The sequence below is a fragment of the Allofrancisella frigidaquae genome (assembly GCF_012222825.1).
Taxonomy (GTDB): Bacteria; Pseudomonadota; Gammaproteobacteria; order Francisellales; family Francisellaceae; genus Francisella; species Francisella frigidaquae.
Genome location: NZ_CP038017.1, coordinates 1,631,825 through 1,650,807, shown reverse-complemented (window position 1 = coordinate 1,650,807; position 18,983 = coordinate 1,631,825). Strand labels below are relative to the sequence as shown.

The window sequence follows — 18,983 nt, the reverse complement described above, 5'->3', positions numbered from 1 at the left end:
TTTTAGGTATATTTCTTACAGAATTTCGAGCCTTTCCACTTAACTGTGTAAATTCACTTACATGAATCTCTGAATTCTATGCTCAAACTCGATAGCGAAATAAGGCATAGCCTCATTCCAATATTTAACAGGCATAGACCATTTTTTAGTCAAATAATCTATAGCCAAGTACAAAGATTTGAAAACAGAGTCATCTTTAGGAAATAGCTTTTTATTCTTAATGACTTTCCTAAACTGGCTATTAAGCGATTCAATCGCATTAGTAGTGTAAATAACTTTACGAATTTTTGGAGGATATTGCAAGAATACAGTTAAATTATCCCAATTATTTATCCATGACTTTGAAATTAAAGGATATTTAGTATCATATTTATTTGCAAAGTTATCAAGCTCAGATTGAGCTATTGCAATGGTATCAGCATCATATATTTTCTTTAACTCTCTAGCTACCTCTTTCTTGTCTTTATATGGCACATACTTAAGACTATTACGAATTTGATGAACGATACAAAGCTGATGCTTTGTCTCAGGGTATATAGCTTGTATAGCATCAGACATGCCTTTTAAATTATCAGTACATGCTATAAATATATCCTGTAAGCCTCTATTCTTTAATTCAGTAAAAACACTAAGCCAATATTTAGCACCTTCATTTTGACTGATCCAAAGACCTAATACATCCTTATGACCAGTTAACGATATGCCAAGAGCCACATACACAGCTTTATTAATAATATGCTTGTCTTCTCTAACTTTAACGACTATACAGTCAAAAAACACTATTGGATAAACTGACTCTAAAGGTCTATTTTGCCATGCTTTAACATCATCAATAATAGCTTCTGTAACATCACTTATAAAGCTTGTACTTATCTTTGTATCATATAACTCAAATAACTGTTGTTGGATATCTGTAGTACTCATACCTTTAGCATACAAAGATATAATTTTTTGGTCTAAGCCGTTTATCTTGGTGACTCTTTTGGGAACTATTTGAGGTTCAAAGTCACTATCTCTATCTCGTGGAACTGATATTTCCAAATTACCTGTGTCTGTAGCTAATGTCTTGTTACTATAGCCATTCCTAGCATTTGATGAATTAGTCCTTTGGTGTTTTGAATAACCAAGATGACTATTCATTTCTGCATCTAGTGCTTTTTCTAATAATCGTTTTGTTAGTTGCTTTAGCAAACCATCTTTCTCAAACATTTGATTAATATCAACACCTGAATCTATTATTTGATCTGCAATAGCTGTGTAAATATCTTCTGACTTCTTATTCTTAGACATTGTTTCTATCCTTAATATTTCGCTAGAAATAATCTAGCAGGTTAATTAAGAATTTACACATTTATTTGGAAAGTCCCAGAATTTCCATTAAAAAGCTATATTTTTTTGTTTTTTTATAATTTAATAAAACAATATACAGATTTTACTTTCAGATTTTTATGAAAAAACTACTAGTTCTTCTTGCAAGTTCAGCAGAGTGGTATGAATTTACTGTGTATTCATTTTGTGCAGGATATATAGGCGCTGCATTTTTTCCATTTAATAACTCTTTTACCAACTTTTTATTTGCTTTTGGTGCTTTTGCTGTAGGTTTTCTTGCTAGACCACTTGGTGGAATTATTTTTGGCTACATAGGAGATAAAAAATCACGTATCTCAGCTCTTGCTTGGGCAGCATTTTTTATGGGAGTTCCTACAGTAGGTATGGCTTTGTTACCACCATATACTATGATAGGAATTTTAGCGCCTTTATTATTAGTAGTTTTTAGAATATTACAAGGTATAGCAATTGGGGGGCAATATAGTGGTTCTGTTGTTATTCTTATAGAAGGTGAAACTACAGCCTTGGGTAAAGCTAAAGCCTCAGCAAATGTGATAGCAAGCGCTTTTGGTGGAATATTACTTGCTATAGTTAGTTTTCAGGTTATTAGTTATTTTATACCAGATGAACTTATGGCAAATGGAGGCTGGAGAATCTTATTTGCTGTAGCAATTCTTTTAGTGATTTTGTCATTCTTTATTAAACATAGTGGTGCGAAAGAGGAAAAAAGTGCACCAAAAACTCAGGTTAAGCTAACATTATTATTTTTAGAGTATAAGGCGAGTATTTTGTATATGATACTATTATGTTTTCCTGGAGCAGTTGTAGCATACTTTCAGATTACTATATTGCCTAATATTATTAAGGAAGTACTTGGTCAAACTCACACCAATGTAGCTTTACTAACTACTATAAGCTTAGCTGTGTTTATAGGATCTTGTGCTTTGGCTGCTAGGCTGACGAAGTTTTTTGCTACAAAAGTCATAATTACAGCAGGATTAGTTTTGATGCTTATTTTACCTTTGCCAATGTATGCGCTATACAAGGCAAATAGTGAGCTATTGGTATTTTTCTTTATAGTCATGGGAGTAATCTTTGGGGTTTTTTATGGCAATATTATGGTAATATTCACAGACTGTTTTCCAAAAGATGTACGCTATACAGGCTTTGCTCTGGCCTATAATATAGGGTTTGGGGTATATGGAGGCTTATTGCCATTTGTATGCTTTTACTTAGCAGGTAAGTTCTCTGATTATGCAGCTGTTGGTGTTATATGTCTAAGTGCTATAGTTGGTTTGATAACATTATATACATTAGAACCAGAGATCTGCAAAAAAGGTACCTCAAAATAAAACTAATCTGTAAAATAGTATATAAAGGTATACTTGCTGCATATTGTTTATGAGTTACTATTTTTTAAGTGAAAGTTGCTTTGTTTATAACCTAAGTGATCGACTTTCTATAGATGATAATCTTAAGATCCTTAGAATTTATAAGTCTATTTCAGAAGATAAGTCATTTTGTAACGATTTAAAGATTCATGACATTGTACCGGCATATAACTCAATAGCTTTTCATTTTCTTTATACTAACGATTTTTTATCCTTACAAAACAAAATCATTAGTAGAATAGAATCAGTTGATTATAGTAGCTATATAGAATTTAAAACGCATTATATTGATGTTGAGTATGTTGGTGTAGATTTAGAATCTGCTTCACAAAAACTAGGCTTAAGTGTGCCGGAAATAATAAAAAGACACACAGCAGCAGAGTACCATATAGCAATGCTTGGCTTTAAACCGTACTTACCGTATTTATTGGGACTAGATACTAGTTTAAGTTTGCCTAGACTGGCTACGCCAAGAAATAAAATAGATGTTGGCTCTGTTGGGATAGGTGGCTCGCAGACTACTATATTTACAACGGATACTCCAAGTGGTTGGAATATTATTGGTAAAACAGCTTTTAGAAATTTTTCTAGTTTTAACCCAGCAGATAAAGTGATTTTTAGGGAAGTTTAGTTATGTTTTTAGTCAACTGTGATTTAGGAGAAAGAGGAGTAGCTCATCCAACAGATGATGAGTTAGTTAATTATATTGATATTGCAAATATAGCTTGCTCTGGACATGCTGGCGATAAGCAAAGTGTTGAGTATTATACAAAGCTTTGTAATGAGAATAACGTTAAAATAACTGCTCATATATCTTACCCAGACAAACAAAATTTTGGTAGAAAAGTTATTAGTATTGATAATACCTCTTTACAAAAGTCTTTTGATCAGCAGCTAGCTCTTTTTGATGGTACTATAAAAGCTATTAAGCCACATGGGGCATTATATAATCAATTAAACGTTGATGATAAGTTAGCTAATTTTTTTGTAACATGGTGCTTAGATAGAGATATAGAAGAGCTTTTAGTTAGTCCTGTTGGTATATTACGAAAATATGCAGAACAAAATGACATAAAGATACTTAAAGAGAGTTTTGCAGAAAGAGGGTATATGTTAGATAAAAACAATAATCCTATGCTTATCCCTAGAGGTACGCCAAATGCAGAAATCCATGATTTAAACAAGGCACTGTCTCAATATATGGATCTAAAAGAAGGTTTTATAAAGATAGCCAATAAAAAAGTTGCTTTTAATTCCGAGACGATTTGTGTTCATTCTGATAGTAAAATAGCACTAGCACTTGTAAAAGAAATATATAATCATAAAGGCTAAGTATGCAAACAAAAATATTTTCCGTGAAAGGAGGGTTATCGTTCCCTGTTTATGAAAGACTATATGGCTTTCAAGATAAGGGTATATCTCTTGGTGGCGCTCAAGATCAATTAAGTTTTAGAGTTGCTTATCAGTTATTTAATCAGCCTTTAGATTTTCAAGCCATAGAGATGATTTACCCTGCGAAAATAACAGCTGAAGAAGATTTGCTTTTTATATTGTGTGGAGCAACTTACGAAAATACTTCTATGGGCGGCAAACAAATAGTATACAACCAAATACAGTCTTTTAAAAAAGGAGATACACTAGAATTCAGTGGTATTAAGACTGGGTTTCGTACTTTAATTTTTGCTATAGCTCAAACTTCCAACCAAATTGTAGATATTGGTAAGAAAAGGTCAAAAGAAATTGAGCAGTTTATAGATTCAAACTATAAAAATAACTATATACGAGTAATTAAGGGCCCAGAGTTTGATATTCTAGAAGATAATGGTTTTTTTGAGCAAGTTTGGACAATCTCACCAAACTCAAGTCAAATGGGGATCTCTCTAGATGGTAATGCTTTGCCTATTAAGAAAGTAGAAATGATCTCACAACCTGTAGTTGATGGTACAATACAGCTCTCTCCAGGTGGACCGATAGTTTTGATGCGCCATAGACAAACTGTAGGTGGTTATCCAAGAGTGACTATAGTCGTTGAGCCAGATATAAATAAACTTGCTCAGTTTGTACCAAAGGCCCATTTAAGATTTAAGCTTGTTAGTTTCGATGAAGCAATAGAATTAAATTCTAAGTTTAATACTCTTTTTACAAAAAACCTTTTTTCGTAAATTAAGAGTGTTTTTATCTATTTTTTTGTTATAAACTTCTCATCGTAACTAACTCTAAATTAGAGGAACCATTTATAATGTTGCGAAAACTAGTAAAAACCTTAATTCCAAGTCAAGATAAGATATTTTTTGACCTATTGATACAGGCTACAGAGAGTGTAGAAGAGTCAGCAAGGATTTTAGATCAGATAATGAAAGAGAAGGATAATCTAACGATATCTGAGCTTGCAGAAGAGTTAAGACTAACTAGAACCGTCACAGTTGAGTTAGCTAATAAAATTGATCATGAGTTAGCCAGATATTTTGTAACACCTATAGATAGAGTCGAATTACATAATATTATAACTCTACTTTCAAAGCTGAATAAGCGAATCGTAAGAGCTTATCGCTATATGCAAATCCTAATGGAAGAGGAAAGAGGCAACGTTAACCTATATTTATCAAACTGTGTTGAAACTCTTAGAAAAATGACAAAAGTTCTAGATGGTATGATGAAAGCTTTTAGTAAAGGCGATTATAAAACTCTTAAATCACTTTACACAAGAATAACTGTTTTAGATGAGAATGTTTTAGAGGATCTAGGCTATGCTCTTAAGAAATTTTCTCATTTTGAAGAGGGCGATATTATTTTTATAATGAAGGTTAAAGATATCTACAAAACTATAGAGAATGCTATTTCAACTTGTACAGCTGTCGCAGAATCAATAATGAGAATATATGTAAAAGAAGTTTAAATAGGATTTTGTTATAATGGTTACCTCAATGTTAATAATAATCATTTGCGTGGCTTTATTTTTTGAGTTTACAAATGGTTTTCACGATGCAGCAAATGTCGTTGCTACACCAATAGCTACTAAATCTTTAACACCTTACCAAGCTATAGGTCTAGCCGCTTTTTTTAATTTTTTAGGAGCATTTTTTGGTACTGCTGTAGCAGCTACTATCTCAAAAGGCCTTGTAGATACAAGTATAGTTTCAGATATAGTTCTTGTATCTGCCTTGTTAGGAGCTATAAGTTGGAATTTTTTCACATGGTATTTTGGGATCCCGTCAAGCTCATCTCATGCCCTAATAGGCTCTTTAGTAGGGGCTGTTATAATAGGAGCTAGCTATAAAGACGTTAATTACATTACAGTAGTTAATAAGGTTCTTGTACCAATGATTAGCTCACCAATTTTAGCTTTTTTCGTAGCTTTAATTGTTTGTATAGTTTTGTTAAATATTTTTACTCAAGTAAAAAATGTAAGACTTACTAACAAATACATTAGGGAGTTACAAGTAGTATCAACTAGTTTATTATCCTTTTCGCATGGTTCAAATGATGCTCAAAAAACTATGTCAATTATAACCTTAGCATTATTAAGTGCCGGTTTAGTACAGAGCACTGTAGTTCCAGATTGGGTTATAATAGTTTGTGGTGCAGCTATGGGTTTGGGGACTCTTTCTGGTGGTAAAAAAATCATAAAAACCTTAAGTACAAAACTTTCGAAACTTGAGCCTACAAATGCTGTTTCAGCCGAGTTAAGTTCAGGATTATTAGTTTTAGGTGCTTCTCATATAGGCTTACCAGTTAGTACTACTCAAGTTGCATCAGGTTCAATCATGGGTGCTGGCTTTGCTGATTCAGGAGTTAATTGGAGAGTTGTTAAAAAGCTAGCAACCGCATGGCTACTAACCATACCTGCGTGTATCTTTGTTACAGGGATCATCTATACCATACTATATCATTCTTTTGGTAGTTTTTAGCTGTAAAATATTTTCCTAAAAGTCTCTGTTGGCTTATAATTTAGAATTAAGATATTATATTTTTTTCAAAGTATGCTAAAAAGAGATCTAGTTAAAAAAATTATTATGGCCCTTCACTGGTTTACGGTTGTTTTGTTAATCTTAGTATTTATATCTATAGAGTTTAGAAGCACTTTTGGTAAAAACACAGTTTTTTACAATTTTATGAAAAGCTCGCACTTATATATAGGTTTTAGTATTTTATTTTTAACCATTTGTAGGATTATTTTAAAGCAGTTTGCTATATTTCAGAGATCAGATTATAGTTTTTTGCGTGATTTTTCGGCCAAAGTAGTTCATGGGTTTTTATATTCTTGGTTAATAATTATGCCTATTTTAGGTTGGTGTATAATAAGTGCAAAAGGTACATATACAATACCATTTGGATTGCCAAGTATTCTTGACACCATGCCAAAAGAACAAGTTATACAGTTAAAGAATATGCATGAATACTTAGCATATCTTGGGTTAGGTATAGTATTTGTTCATATTTTAGTAGGTTTATCTAATTATTTATTAACAAGTAGAACTATTTCTTATTCGAAAATAAAAGTTTCTAAAAACACTAACAAATATAAGGAGAAAGTTTTCAAATAAAACAGCCGATTTTTTTGGAGGGGAGAAATGATAAAGCTGATATCTATAGAAGCTGTAAAAAAAGCTTTTCTAAAAGGCATCGATTCATTTACTGGTCTATATGCAATTCAAAATAATAAAAACCACGTCAATTTAGCTATTGGTAATTTAATGTTGAATATTAAAGGTCAAGGGGTTCATATAAATGAGATAACAACTATAGAGCTTGAAAAAGCTAACCGGATAAAGGCTATTTTAAATAGAGATAGTGATGAAGAGCTCAAAAAGCTTTTTATAGGTCTTGGAAGAAGGTTAAATCAAATAAGCCAAGACAAATGTAAAAGATGTTTTATAACGACTCATTACTCTTTTATAGCGCTATCGGTGTTTCATTATGCCTCTATAATAGATCCAAAATATTTGGAAGTAAACAATAATGTCTCCGTGCTTGATTTTTATGATATGGAGCGGTTGCTAGCATATTACTTAACTCCTGATACCCGCCATAAAAAAGTTATTTTGAAACTTTTTAATGTCATAGGAAATACTTTAATGAATATAAATACATCACTATATGAAGAAAGCTTTTTAGATCAGCTTTATTTAGATCAGATTTCTGAAAGTGAAAAGCTATGGGCTTTTATTTGTCAGTCAGACTCTAGCTTAAAAACTCAGGCAAAAGACTTTCTTGATTATAAAAGTTTTAAAAAATTCTCTGATCTAGGGAAAAAGATGTTAAAAGAAAAAAGCTTTAGAGATTTTAATAGTGGTAGAATAGCAGAATTCCGAGAGGTACCAGAAGATACTGACTTATTTATAAAACTAGATGAGCTATTTTTAAATACTAGAGACATTCTTAAGGGTGTTGATAATATATGTAATGGTATATTAGCTTATGAACTAAAATTTAAGCAAAACACAACAAACCTTCATTCAACAGCAGCGTTACTAAAAGGTTTCCGAGAAACGTATATATCTGGTGAAGCCATAATGCAGCGAGATACATTATCCCATTTAATATCTAAGGGTATAGCTTTTGGTATGTTAAAACCTGTTCTTTCATCGTCTATAATTGCTTTACTGATAACAAGTATTACTGGGAAAACTCTAAATATATCGTTTAATTCTCCGTATTATGGAGCTTGGAATAGGCATGGTATAACAGGACAAATCAGGGGTTTCCTACTAAAAAACTATCTTGAGATGTTTTCCATTTTTATAGAAAATCATCTATATTTTGTTTTATCTCAAGCGGAAAATTTTAATATACCTATGCTAACTGTTAACAAACTCTGTTTATTTGGAAATGATTTTATAAAAAAGTTTACTTCTTTTTATAAAGGTTGTTTAGAGCTACTGCCTAATAAAAAGCAAAAAGGAAGTTTGTATTTTTACCTGAAAATGTATGCTGGTATTACACCAGATGGACAATTTACTTTTGAACCTGACTTTGAGAAAATAGAAGCCTGGGATAAGTCAAAATTACCTAAAGTATATAGAGACATTTAGCTTCAATTTAGTTATTAACTAACATCATGGCTTCCTAAATCATTTCCTAATAATTCTAACAACTCAGTTCTAAATGCCTCAACTAACTTATCTTTATGCTTTGAATACTTGTATACTAAAACTAAAAAAGATTCTATGAGAAAATCTACCTCAAAGCCTCTTATAAAGTCAATATATTCGGAATCTTTCATCAGTGAGTCGTAGTAAAATTTAGGCATAAAACCAATTACATTCTCTTTTTTTATAATATTAGATTTTTGTACTTCATTACTAACTAGATATTTTATTTTATTAGGGTTGAACCTATAGGTTTTGTTTTGATGGTTATCTTCAGCATCTTCTTTATGTGTGAAGTTAAAAATATTGTGGTCCCAGTCATATCGGTTAAATACCAAGTCTGTCTCTAGAACTCTCTGGGGTTCGTTATGTAAATCTTTTATAAAATTTTTATCCCCATATATTAGAGCAGGTAGTTTTGCGGTATTGACAGATTTACAAATTATCCAATCATTTAAATCAATATGTTCCAGATGTTTTGTATTTATTAAGATTACATCATATGTCTCAAATTGATATTCTTTACCGTCTAGATGGTTTAAGGCATAATTGTCTAAAGTAAACTTTAAGTTACTAGTGGAGCCTTGATTTAGTTTGGGTATTACTCTATCTATAGTTACTTTTATAGAAAGTGGAGACCCCAGTATTCTTATAGCTCGTCTTTCTTTAAATCCATTATTTTTAACGCTATCTATAGTGCTTTCTAAATCCTTATAGATTTTGCTACAAGAATGAAAATATTTGACACCATTTTTTGTTGGGGTGATGCGATTGTGTATATTTTGTATGAGTTTAACTCCAAGATAATTTTCTAATATGTCTATCTTGCTTTTTATAGTGTTAAGTTCAACGTTATAGAATTTTTTTACAGAGCTGTATGATCCTAGTTCTACTACCTTGATGAAATAACGTGTTGCCTCAATAATATCTTTGCTGAAATCAATATTCATATAATAAAACCCCTTTATGTATTATATTAATATATAAATATACTTAAAAAAATTTAAATAATAAAGATATTTATATAAAATTAACCACATTATTTAATTTTTCTCTTTCTGTGCGATAATTATTTACTCTATCTTGAGTATCTTCGTATCCTATAGCGATACCACATAACAATATATAATCTTTGTAGCCTAACTCTTGTTTTACTACATCTGGATAGTGTGCTAATGATGCTTGAGGGCATGTTGCTAACCCTAGATCAATTGCTGCTAGCATTATAGATTGGATTAGCATCCCACAGTCCATGTAGCCACTAATTCCTGTATTATGGTACTTAAATATAAATGCTGTAGTCGGAGATTCGAAAGAAAGATAATTTTTTGCCCATTGTTGTAACCGTCTATCTTTATCCTCTCTGGTTATTCCTAAAGCACTATATAGATCGTGCCCACACTTTATAGCTCTTTGCTTTAGTTCGCCATCTAACTCTTCACCTTCATACCCGTATTCCATGCATGGTTTTTGTCCTTCTTTATGAGCTTTAAGTATTTTGTTCATTAGATTTTCTTTTTTTTCTCCGCTGATGACAGCTATCTTCCATGGTTGGGTGTTTTTGCTAGAAGGCGTCCATTTTGCAGCTTCAAATAATTTAACAAGAAGTTCTGGAGGTATAGGTTTTTCTAGAAATTTCCTAACAGATTTACGCTTTTTTAATGCATCGATTACATTCATAATTTATATAAAATAGTTTTTTGTCTGGATACTTTATTTTACTAGATAAAAGCAATAAAAGGGTAATTTCTACAGGCGAGCGCTTTTATTGCTTGATTAGTGATCTAGGTCTATATTAAAAAAATTTTTTATTTATTTGAGTTAGACTTCCTAAAACTATAAAATCTATACACAAAATTACTTATATAAACGGATAAAAATATGGAATCAGTAAACTATAGAACTTTATTAAAGGATTTATCTAATCGTATAGAATCATTACGAGGCTATCTTTGACTATGATGTCAAAAAAGAAAAATTAACAGAAATTTTAATGGAGCTAGAAGATGGCTCTATATGGGATAATCCTGAACATGCACAAAACCTGGGCAAACAAAAGGTTGAACTAGAAAACATTGTGTTAACTTGTGAATATATTATAGAGACTTTAGGAACTTTAACAGAACTTCTTGAGTTAGCACAAGAGGATGAATCTTTAATCCAAGAAATTGCAAAAGATACTCATGAGATTACTCAAGAAATTGAGAGGCTAGAATTTAGAAGAATGTTTTCTAAAAAGATGGACCCTAATAATGCTTATCTAGATATTCAGTCTGGTTCTGGAGGAACAGAAGCACAAGACTGGGCTGAAATGTTAATGCGAATGTATATGCGTTGGTCAGATAGTCATGGTTTTAAAGTTACGATAGATAATGTCTCAGATGGTGACGTTGCAGGTATAAAAGGATGTACTTTAAAAATTGAAGGTGAATATGCATATGGATGGTTAAGAACAGAAACAGGGATTCATAGGCTAGTTAGAAAATCACCCTTTGATTCTAATAATAAAAGACATACATCGTTTGCTTCAGTGTTTATCTCACCTGAAGTTGATGATAATATCGATGTTGAGATTAATCCAGCTGATTTAAGGGTGGATACATATAGAGCATCAGGAGCTGGTGGCCAGCATGTTAACAAAACTGATTCAGCTGTTAGAATAACTCACTTACCAACAAATATTGTGGTCCAGAGTCAAAGCGATAGATCGCAGCATAAAAATAGAGAAAATGCTATGAAACAGTTAAAATCTAAGCTGTATGAAATGGAGCTACAAAAACGAAACGCTGAAAAAAATGCTTTAGAAGATTCAAAATCTGACATTGGTTGGGGAAGTCAAATTCGCTCTTACGTTTTAGATCAATCTCGTATTAAAGATCTAAGAACAGGTGTGGAAAACACAAATACTCAAGCAGTATTAGATGGTGATTTAGATAAATTTATAGAAGCAAGCTTAAAAAGTGGTTTATAGGATAATTTTAAATGACGGATAAAAATAATAAAGTAGAAGAGCAAGTTTTAGATGAAAACTCACAAATTGCTTTAAGAAAAGAAAAATTAAAGATATTAGCTGAACAAAACGCAGGGATTAGTCATCCAAATATTTTTAAAAGAAATGTAGTTGCTGCGTGTCTTCAAGCTAAGTATGCAGATAAGACAAAGCAAGAATTAGAAGAAACAGAACCCAAACAGAATTATAAAGTCGCAGGACGTGTAGTATTAAGAAGAGTTATGGGAAAAGCTTCTTTTTTTACTCTTCAAGATATGTCAGGCAGAGTGCAAGTTTATCTTAAAAAAAGTGATTTGCCAGAAGGTCAATATGATACATTTAAGAATCTATGTGACTTAGGAGATATAGTTGCTGTTTCTGGTGTTGTGTTTAAAACTAATACAGGTGAGCTTTCTATTCATGCTGATCATTTTGAAGTTTTAACTAAAGCTATCAGACCATTACCAGATAAGTTTCATGGCTTGTCAGATCAAGAAATGAGATACCGTCAAAGATATGTCGATCTTATAACAAATGAAAAAGCTAGAGAAGTTTTCAAAGTACGTTCGAAGGTGGTTAGTTTTATTCGTAAGTATTTTGATAATTTAAATTTTATGGAAGTAGAAACGCCTATGATGCATGTGCTGCAAGGTGGTGCTGCAGCAAAACCTTTTAGAACCCATCATAATGCTCTTGATATGCCTTTATATTTACGTATTGCTCCGGAGTTATACTTAAAAAGGTTAGTAGTTGGTGGTTTTGAGCGTGTATACGAGATAAATCGTAATTTTAGAAATGAAGGGGTATCTTCTCGTCATAATCCGGAATTTACAATGCTTGAGTTTTATATGGCATATGCTGATTATAATGATTTGATGGATCTAACAGAGGATATGCTTTCAAAGTTAGTTAAAGAAATCACTGGTAGTGTAGAGCTGGAATATGGTGAACATAAGATCAACTTTTCTGCACCATATCTACGTATATCTATGGTTGATTCTATAGTTAAGTACAATCAAGATATTACAACTCAAGATTTAGCTGATTTTGAATCAGCAAGAAAAGTAGCAGAGAAGTTAAAGATAAAGGTAGAGCCTTTCTATGAGCTTGGTCATTTAATAAATGAAATTTTTGAAGAGACTGTTGAAGATAAGCTTATTCAACCTACATTTATAACAGACTATCCAGCTGTAGTTTCTCCTTTAGCTCGTCGTAGTGATAGTAATCCAGAGTTTACAGATAGGTTTGAGTTTTTTGTAGGAGCCCGTGAGATTGCAAATGGGTTTTCTGAGCTAAATGATGCTGAAGATCAGGCAGAAAGATTTAGAAAACAAGTTGAGGCAGCAGCTTCAGGTGATGATGAAGCAATGCCATATGATAAGGATTATATTAGAGCACTAGAGTACGGTATGCCACCAACAGCAGGTCAAGGTATAGGAATTGATAGGCTTGTGATGTATCTAACCAACTCACAGTCGATAAGAGATGTGATACTTTTTCCTCATATGAAACCTGAAATATCCTAAAATAGCTATAAAGCCCAATAAAAATACATATAATATAGTTAAAGAAATCTAATAGTTTATTAGGGCTTACGAGTGAAAAAAAACTTACCTAGAAAAAAAGTATACTTATTACTTTTATCATTATTGATAGTAATAATAGGCTTTATTATTTTATCTAAAAACACAGAGCTTAGTGTGCAACCGTCTGAAATGATCGGTAAGCAAAAAGAAAAACCAGCCAAATCAATCTTAGAATCACCGCATAAAAAGTTACTGCCAGATAGAATTATAGGAGGTTTTCTAGATATGATGGCTTTAAGTTCAGCTAATAATATTGATATGAAAAAAGTAGCCGATGACGGTTATAATGTTATAATTATTGCAAATACAGAGGTTTATGGTACAGACATAAATTTTTCTTCTAATAGCTTAGCTGGTGTTAGTAATCAAGAATTTGAAAAAAAGATAGCTGAAGCTAAAAGTGCAGGGTTAGACGTTATCTTAGGCGTTGGAGGCATCCCAAATACTTTTTATCCAGGGGGCCAAAAGAACGAGGTTGGTCCTAAAGTGATAGGGGAGGACTTAACAGATGCCCAAATAAATACACTTGCTGAGAATATAGTTAAATTCTTAAAAAAGTATGATATCAACGGTATCGTTTTTGGAATTAGGAGATACATTTCTCCAGCGTTTCTAAATAAACTAATAGCAAAAATTAAACATGCAGACTCAAATTTAGCTATTATAGTAAGTCCTAAGGTAAATGATTATAAACTTGTTACTACAGGTCATAGTGAAGATTACTCTAGTGCTATTAAATCTGGAAACGTTGATTATTTATTTATACAAGAATACGATGAATACCCACAGTATGATCCTAATTTTATTTCAGAAAGTTACGATAAAATTATTCAAAATGCTGAAGTTCCATTTAAAACAAAAGTTTTGATAATGGAACCAACAGACCCTTTAGCTGGAGGGGGAGTTAACACTGTGTATCATCCTATGGCAGATGCTACAAATTCTCTTACAACGTCTCAAGCCGTAGCTTTAATGTTACCACAGCTTGAAAAAATAAAACTTAAACCAAGATTTTCTGGCATTGTAGGTTGGACTTTAAATGCTGATTATACCTCTGGTTTATATGATGACGCTGACCATAAAGCAGGATCTTTTGCTTTAGGATTACGCAATTGTATTTATAAAAACATTTGTGATCCAAGAGTCAAAATCATTAAAGGACCAGTTGTTGCAGGATTTTTACCTTTGTGGGGGAAAAACAGTACGTATAACATTTCTGGTAGACAATTAAATAGTAGTCCTATAAGTATTAAAATGCCAGAGGATAAAGAGTATTGTGATGAAAACCCACAGGTTTGTAAGTATAACGTTTTTATAGTCGCGTATTTAACTTACAGCAGTAGCGGTGGATTTAAGTTTACTTTTAATCAAGAAAATGGTGACTCGAAAGAGATATATTCTCCACAAGATCTTAAAGAGTTTATAGGCTATATGAAACAAAAAGGCAAACATGTCATAGTTTCGATTGGTGGAAAATTTTCTTACATTGAGTGGCAAGAGTTTGATTTTGATGAGCTTGAAAAAATTGTTGGTGATTATGGTTTCGATGGTGTGAATTTTGACTTATCTCCTTCTGACCTTCCACAAAACAAACAGATGACACAGCAAGCTGCTAAAAAGATTATAGAGTTTGTAAAACATATGAAAACTACAAAACCAGATTTTTGGTTAACATTTTCCCCTGTTTGGACATATATTGTGGCGCCTTTAGATAAAAATGGTGAAGATAATATTTACCGTAATCAAAGTTATGCTGATTTAATGGATGAAATAGGAGTTAATAACATTGATTACATATGGTTAAATACATATGGTCATTCAGGTATGGCCGGTATTTTAGGTTTCTATAAAGATCCTAAAGGAAACTATCTGAAGGTTACTTCAAATGATGGTTACCCTAGTTTTATGGCTTCTTTAGCTTGGGCCTTAACGACACAACAGGGGTACGATGCAAATAAGCCTAAATACGAGGTAGATCGTGTTCCTAAAATTCCTGCTGATAAGTTAATATTTACTATCCCAGCCATAGAAGGAGTTACTGCAAGGGGGTTGACATACGCACTTTCTGCTAATGATATCAAAGCTACTGTGGAGTTGATGGAAAAACATCAAGCATCTTTTGGGGGTTTTGCATTATGGAGTATAGATTTTGATGCTATGAAAATTAACCAAGGAGAACTGTCTGCTGGATATTCACATCAGCCATGGAGTACTACTGATGCAATAGCTTCTATAAAGCTTCCTCCAGTTATTTCTAAAGTGATTTATAAATCCAGCATTAATAAAAATTCTAGTAAAAAAAACTACTCAGATGGATCCTTGATTACTAGTACACTAATCAATTATCCAGATGGTATAGGCACATATGGTGCTGGTACCATTGTTAGTTATCAAGCTGCAGAATATAAATGTATTTCTACTTTAGTGGCAAGTCTGTGTAACGATAAAATGTACATGCCAAATGGCTTATATGGAAAACTTGCATGGGAAAAAGTTCAAAAAGATAGCGTTGTCGATGATAGCACATTTACTAATAAACCTGAAATAATAATGGTCAATGGAGCTTATAAGTATCCTAGTGGCATAGGCTCCTACAGAGATGCTGAAGTTGTAGTAAACGGGGATAAAAAATATGAATGTATACCCGGCAATCAAGATTTATGTAACAATCTTACTTATGCACCTTACGGTGATAAAAGTTATCTGGCATGGAGTGATATAACAAAAGCGACTAATGTGGAGCGCTCGACTATAGATTCTAAGGTTAAAAAACCAAAAGCTGCCGAATATGTTTATCCAGATGGCATAATTTCGTATGCAGGTGGTACAACAGTATCAATAGGTAACGATCTGTATAGATGTAAAGTAGGACCAGAGTCAAGACTATGTTCTATAGAAGCATTTGATCCTTCGGGTGACTATGGTACAGATGCTTGGGTAAAAATAAATTAAAACTATTCGATAGAATCCATAAGCTCTTGGAGCTCCCCTGATTCTTTCATCTCCATTATGATATCACATCCTCCAATAAGCTCCCCTTTAACCCAGAGTTGAGGGAATGTTGGCCAGTCTGCATATTTAGGAAGAATGGCTCTAATATCTGGGTTTTCTAATATATTCACAAAAGCAAATGGTTTGCCACAAGCTCTAATTGCGCTAGCTGCATTAGCTGAAAACCCACATTGAGGCATATTTGGAGAGCCTTTCATATAAAGAATAATTTGGTTTTCTCTTATTTGTTTTTCTATTCTATCTATTACTTTTTGTTCATCAGGAGTATTCATTTTATATCCTCTTTATAGGTTAAGTGGTTAGTATACTTAGAAATTTTATTTAAAAAATGATAGCATATTATACTAAACGGGTATAGTCATCTAGAGGCTATTAAGATAAAAACAAATTTAAAGGGAGTTTTACTATGAAATTTGAATTACCAGCTTTACCTTATGCTAAGGACGCGTTAGAGCCAGTTATCTCTAAAGAAACTATAGAATACCATTATGATAAGCACCATCAAACTTATGTTACTAACTTAAACAAGTTAGTAGAAGCAACTGAGCATGACGGAAAAAACTTAGAAGAAATTATTAAAACTGCTAATGGTGGCTTATTTAATAACGCCGCGCAAGTTTATAACCATACGTTTTATTGGAACTGTCTTTCACCTGAAAAAACAGAGCCTTCAAGTCAACTTAAGGCTGCTATAATGGAAACGTTTGGTTCAATAGATAAATTTAAAGAAACTTTTTCAGCAGCAGCTATAGCTACATTTGGTTCTGGTTGGGCTTGGCTAGTTAAAGACTCTACAGGGAAGCTAGAGATAGTAACAACAAGTAACGCAGGGTGCCCATTAACAGATAACAAAAAGCCTTTATTAACTTTTGATGTTTGGGAGCATGCGTACTATATTGACTATCGTAACGCTAGGCCTAAATATATAGAGGCCCTCTGGAATTTAGTAAACTGGGAATTTGTTTCAGAACAGTTTGCTAAATAACTTTATACAAAAAGCTATAAACTTTTTAATTCTTTTTATATTATTAAAATTCTAGATGCTACAAAATGCTATACTAGTTTTGCTAATATGTCTTTGGATATTTCTTGGGCTTGGGATTGTGTAGTAGTAAAGCAAAATTATACTTATTTAAGATTTGCCATAGCTTTTATCTGGTTTTTGGATATATAGATAACCAACGACACAATTATCCCTATGATAAAGCTAAAGATAAATAGCCCACTCCAGCTATAGTAGTATTGGATATAACCAGCTAGCGGTCCGACTAGTACTCTACCAAGTGAATCAATAGAGCTAAGTATAGCGAATTGGGTTGCTGAGAATTTAACGTTTACTAAGCTCATTATCATTGCTACTAAAATAGCTGTACCCATTGCACCACAAAAATATTCAACTGCCACAGAGGCAACCATTAGACTATAATTTTTCCCTACTATTGCTAAAATGACGTACATTAAATTTGCACATGCCATGATAATGCTAAAATAAAGAAAGCTCTTATATATACCTATTTTTTTTGCTACTAGACCACCAAAAATTAATCCCAAGATAGTAAAAACTAGAGACAGGCCTTTATATGATACAGCAATAGTAGTTTTGTCAAACCCTAAATCAACAAAGAAAACTGAGTTTAGGGAAAAAGCTATAGCGTCTGCTAGTTTATAAGCTATTAGAATCGCTAATATAGTGAGAGCAGGTTTGATACCTTTGCGTGTTACAAATTCTATAAATGGATTAATAAAAGCTTCTTTAAAGGTCCTTGGTACAATAATCTTAGTATCTTCTTTTAAAAATAAAGTAAATATCGGACAGAGCGCAAAAAAAGCTAAAATGATTAGTAAAGCATTACCCCAGCCACAATTTATAATATGTAGGATGTTATCGTTACTAGAAACTAAAATTAAAGAACCTAAAAGGTGGGAAGAGTTCATAAGGTTAGTAACTTCAAGTGGAGTAAGACATAGCTGATCAAGGCTGTAACCATGGTTAAAGTTATCTACTAAAATTAAGAGTATTGATCCAGTAATTAACATGCCTATACGATACCCCATTACGGCAACAGCATTTCCTAGGGCTCGCTCAGATTCGTCAAGAACTTCAGTTTGGTATGCGTTGATGGCTATATCTTGTGTTGCTGATGTAAGGCATATTAAAAATCCGATAAAGGCTATTACTAAGGGGTAGTTAACAGGTGAAAACCTACTCATTAGAGCAATTAGTAAGATTAAAGTTACTTGGGTGATAAATATCCACCCCTTTCTTCTACTAAAACCTTTAATACTGACTTTGTCTAGAATCGGAGCCCATAAGTATTTAAAAGTATACGGTATTGCAATTAGTGTTAAAAACCCAATATCTTTAATTTGAATATTATTATCTTTATACCAAAGAAATAAAGATGACGCAGTAAGCATTAAAGGTAGGCCAGAAGCATAGCCTAAAATTAGCATACTAAACATTTTACTTTGCTTAAATGGTGCAATTAATTTCTCTAAAATGGTCGGGGATTTATTCATTAAGGATGAGATACAAAATTTTAGCCTGTATTTGATAATAGGCTAATTTAAAAATTATTGAATGTAA

17 protein-coding genes are annotated in these 18,983 nt (G+C 32.4%); 12 read left to right on the top strand and 5 right to left on the bottom strand.

Annotated features, from left to right (window positions below; genetic code table 11):
* Positions 1-57 precede the first annotated feature (57 nt).
* Positions 58-1,290: an IS256 family transposase gene (locus E3E15_RS07765; RefSeq protein ID WP_172106156.1), complete on the bottom strand. Its 1,233-nt coding sequence runs from the start codon at positions 1,288-1,290 to the stop codon at positions 58-60.
* Positions 1,291-1,448: 158 nt separating this feature from the next.
* Here E3E15_RS07765 and E3E15_RS07760 point away from each other — a divergent pair, with 158 nt between their 5' ends.
* The 8 genes from E3E15_RS07760 to E3E15_RS07725 all read left to right on the top strand — a co-directional run bounded on the left by E3E15_RS07760 (position 1,449) and on the right by E3E15_RS07725 (position 8,752).
* Entirely contained in the window at positions 1,449-2,681 is a 1,233-nt protein-coding gene (locus tag E3E15_RS07760) for an MFS transporter (RefSeq protein WP_172107196.1), read from the top strand.
* 49 nt (positions 2,682-2,730) lie between these two features.
* A complete protein-coding gene (locus E3E15_RS07755) occupies positions 2,731-3,351 on the top strand; it encodes a 5-oxoprolinase subunit B family protein (RefSeq protein ID WP_172107195.1) in 621 nt (206 codons plus the stop codon).
* A 2-nt stretch (positions 3,352-3,353) separates the two neighbouring features.
* Positions 3,354-4,052, top strand: coding sequence for a 5-oxoprolinase subunit PxpA (locus tag E3E15_RS07750; protein WP_172107194.1), 699 nt, complete (start codon positions 3,354-3,356; stop codon positions 4,050-4,052).
* Positions 4,053-4,054: 2 nt separating this feature from the next.
* Entirely contained in the window at positions 4,055-4,882 is an 828-nt protein-coding gene (locus E3E15_RS07745; RefSeq protein WP_172107193.1) for a 5-oxoprolinase subunit C family protein, read from the top strand.
* Positions 4,883-4,959: 77 nt separating this feature from the next.
* Positions 4,960-5,616, top strand: a complete 657-nt coding sequence (locus E3E15_RS07740) for a DUF47 family protein (protein WP_035720517.1) — start codon at positions 4,960-4,962, stop codon at positions 5,614-5,616.
* Positions 5,617-5,632: 16 nt separating this feature from the next.
* On the top strand, positions 5,633-6,628 hold the full coding sequence (locus E3E15_RS07735; RefSeq protein WP_172107192.1) for an inorganic phosphate transporter: 996 nt from the start codon (positions 5,633-5,635) through the stop codon (positions 6,626-6,628).
* Positions 6,629-6,700: 72 nt separating this feature from the next.
* A complete protein-coding gene (locus E3E15_RS07730) occupies positions 6,701-7,264 on the top strand; it encodes a cytochrome b (RefSeq protein ID WP_172107191.1) in 564 nt (187 codons plus the stop codon).
* A gap of 27 nt (positions 7,265-7,291) precedes the next feature.
* Positions 7,292-8,752 (top strand): hypothetical protein, encoded by a 1,461-nt coding sequence (locus E3E15_RS07725; RefSeq protein WP_172107190.1) that lies wholly within the window; start codon positions 7,292-7,294, stop codon positions 8,750-8,752.
* A gap of 14 nt (positions 8,753-8,766) precedes the next feature.
* On the opposite strand, the gene E3E15_RS07720 is transcribed toward E3E15_RS07725, so the two are convergent.
* On the bottom strand, positions 8,767-9,759 hold the full coding sequence (locus E3E15_RS07720; protein WP_172107189.1) for a LysR family transcriptional regulator: 993 nt from the start codon (positions 9,757-9,759) through the stop codon (positions 8,767-8,769).
* A gap of 70 nt (positions 9,760-9,829) precedes the next feature.
* Complete coding sequence (locus E3E15_RS07715; RefSeq protein ID WP_172107188.1) at positions 9,830-10,489, bottom strand: nitroreductase; 660 nt, start codon at positions 10,487-10,489, stop codon at positions 9,830-9,832.
* 201 nt (positions 10,490-10,690) lie between these two features.
* Here E3E15_RS07715 and prfB point away from each other — a divergent pair.
* The 3 genes from prfB to E3E15_RS07700 all read left to right on the top strand — a co-directional run bounded on the left by prfB (position 10,691) and on the right by E3E15_RS07700 (position 16,336).
* Positions 10,691-11,780 (top strand): peptide chain release factor 2 gene (prfB, locus tag E3E15_RS07710; RefSeq protein WP_172107187.1). Its coding sequence is split into 2 segments (ribosomal slippage): positions 10,691-10,762 and positions 10,764-11,780, totalling 1,089 coding nucleotides; the frame shifts between segments, so codons are not numbered across the junction.
* An 11-nt stretch (positions 11,781-11,791) separates the two neighbouring features.
* On the top strand, positions 11,792-13,324 hold the full coding sequence (gene lysS / locus E3E15_RS07705; protein ID WP_172107186.1) for a lysine--tRNA ligase: 1,533 nt from the start codon (positions 11,792-11,794) through the stop codon (positions 13,322-13,324).
* 72 nt (positions 13,325-13,396) lie between these two features.
* Positions 13,397-16,336 (top strand): glycoside hydrolase family 18 protein, encoded by a 2,940-nt coding sequence (locus tag E3E15_RS07700; protein ID WP_172107185.1) that lies wholly within the window; start codon positions 13,397-13,399, stop codon positions 16,334-16,336.
* Between the two features lie 2 nt (positions 16,337-16,338).
* Here the strand turns inward: E3E15_RS07700 and grxD are convergent, their stop codons facing one another.
* Positions 16,339-16,668, bottom strand: a complete 330-nt coding sequence (grxD, locus tag E3E15_RS07695) for a Grx4 family monothiol glutaredoxin (protein WP_172107184.1) — start codon at positions 16,666-16,668, stop codon at positions 16,339-16,341.
* Between the two features lie 134 nt (positions 16,669-16,802).
* Here grxD and E3E15_RS07690 point away from each other — a divergent pair, with 134 nt between their 5' ends.
* Complete coding sequence (locus E3E15_RS07690) at positions 16,803-17,381, top strand: superoxide dismutase (RefSeq protein WP_035720503.1); 579 nt, start codon at positions 16,803-16,805, stop codon at positions 17,379-17,381.
* 143 nt (positions 17,382-17,524) lie between these two features.
* Here E3E15_RS07690 and E3E15_RS07685 read toward each other — a convergent pair whose 3' ends face one another.
* Positions 17,525-18,916, bottom strand: a complete 1,392-nt coding sequence (locus E3E15_RS07685) for an AmpG family muropeptide MFS transporter (protein WP_172107183.1) — start codon at positions 18,914-18,916, stop codon at positions 17,525-17,527.
* Positions 18,917-18,983: the final 67 nt, after the last annotated feature.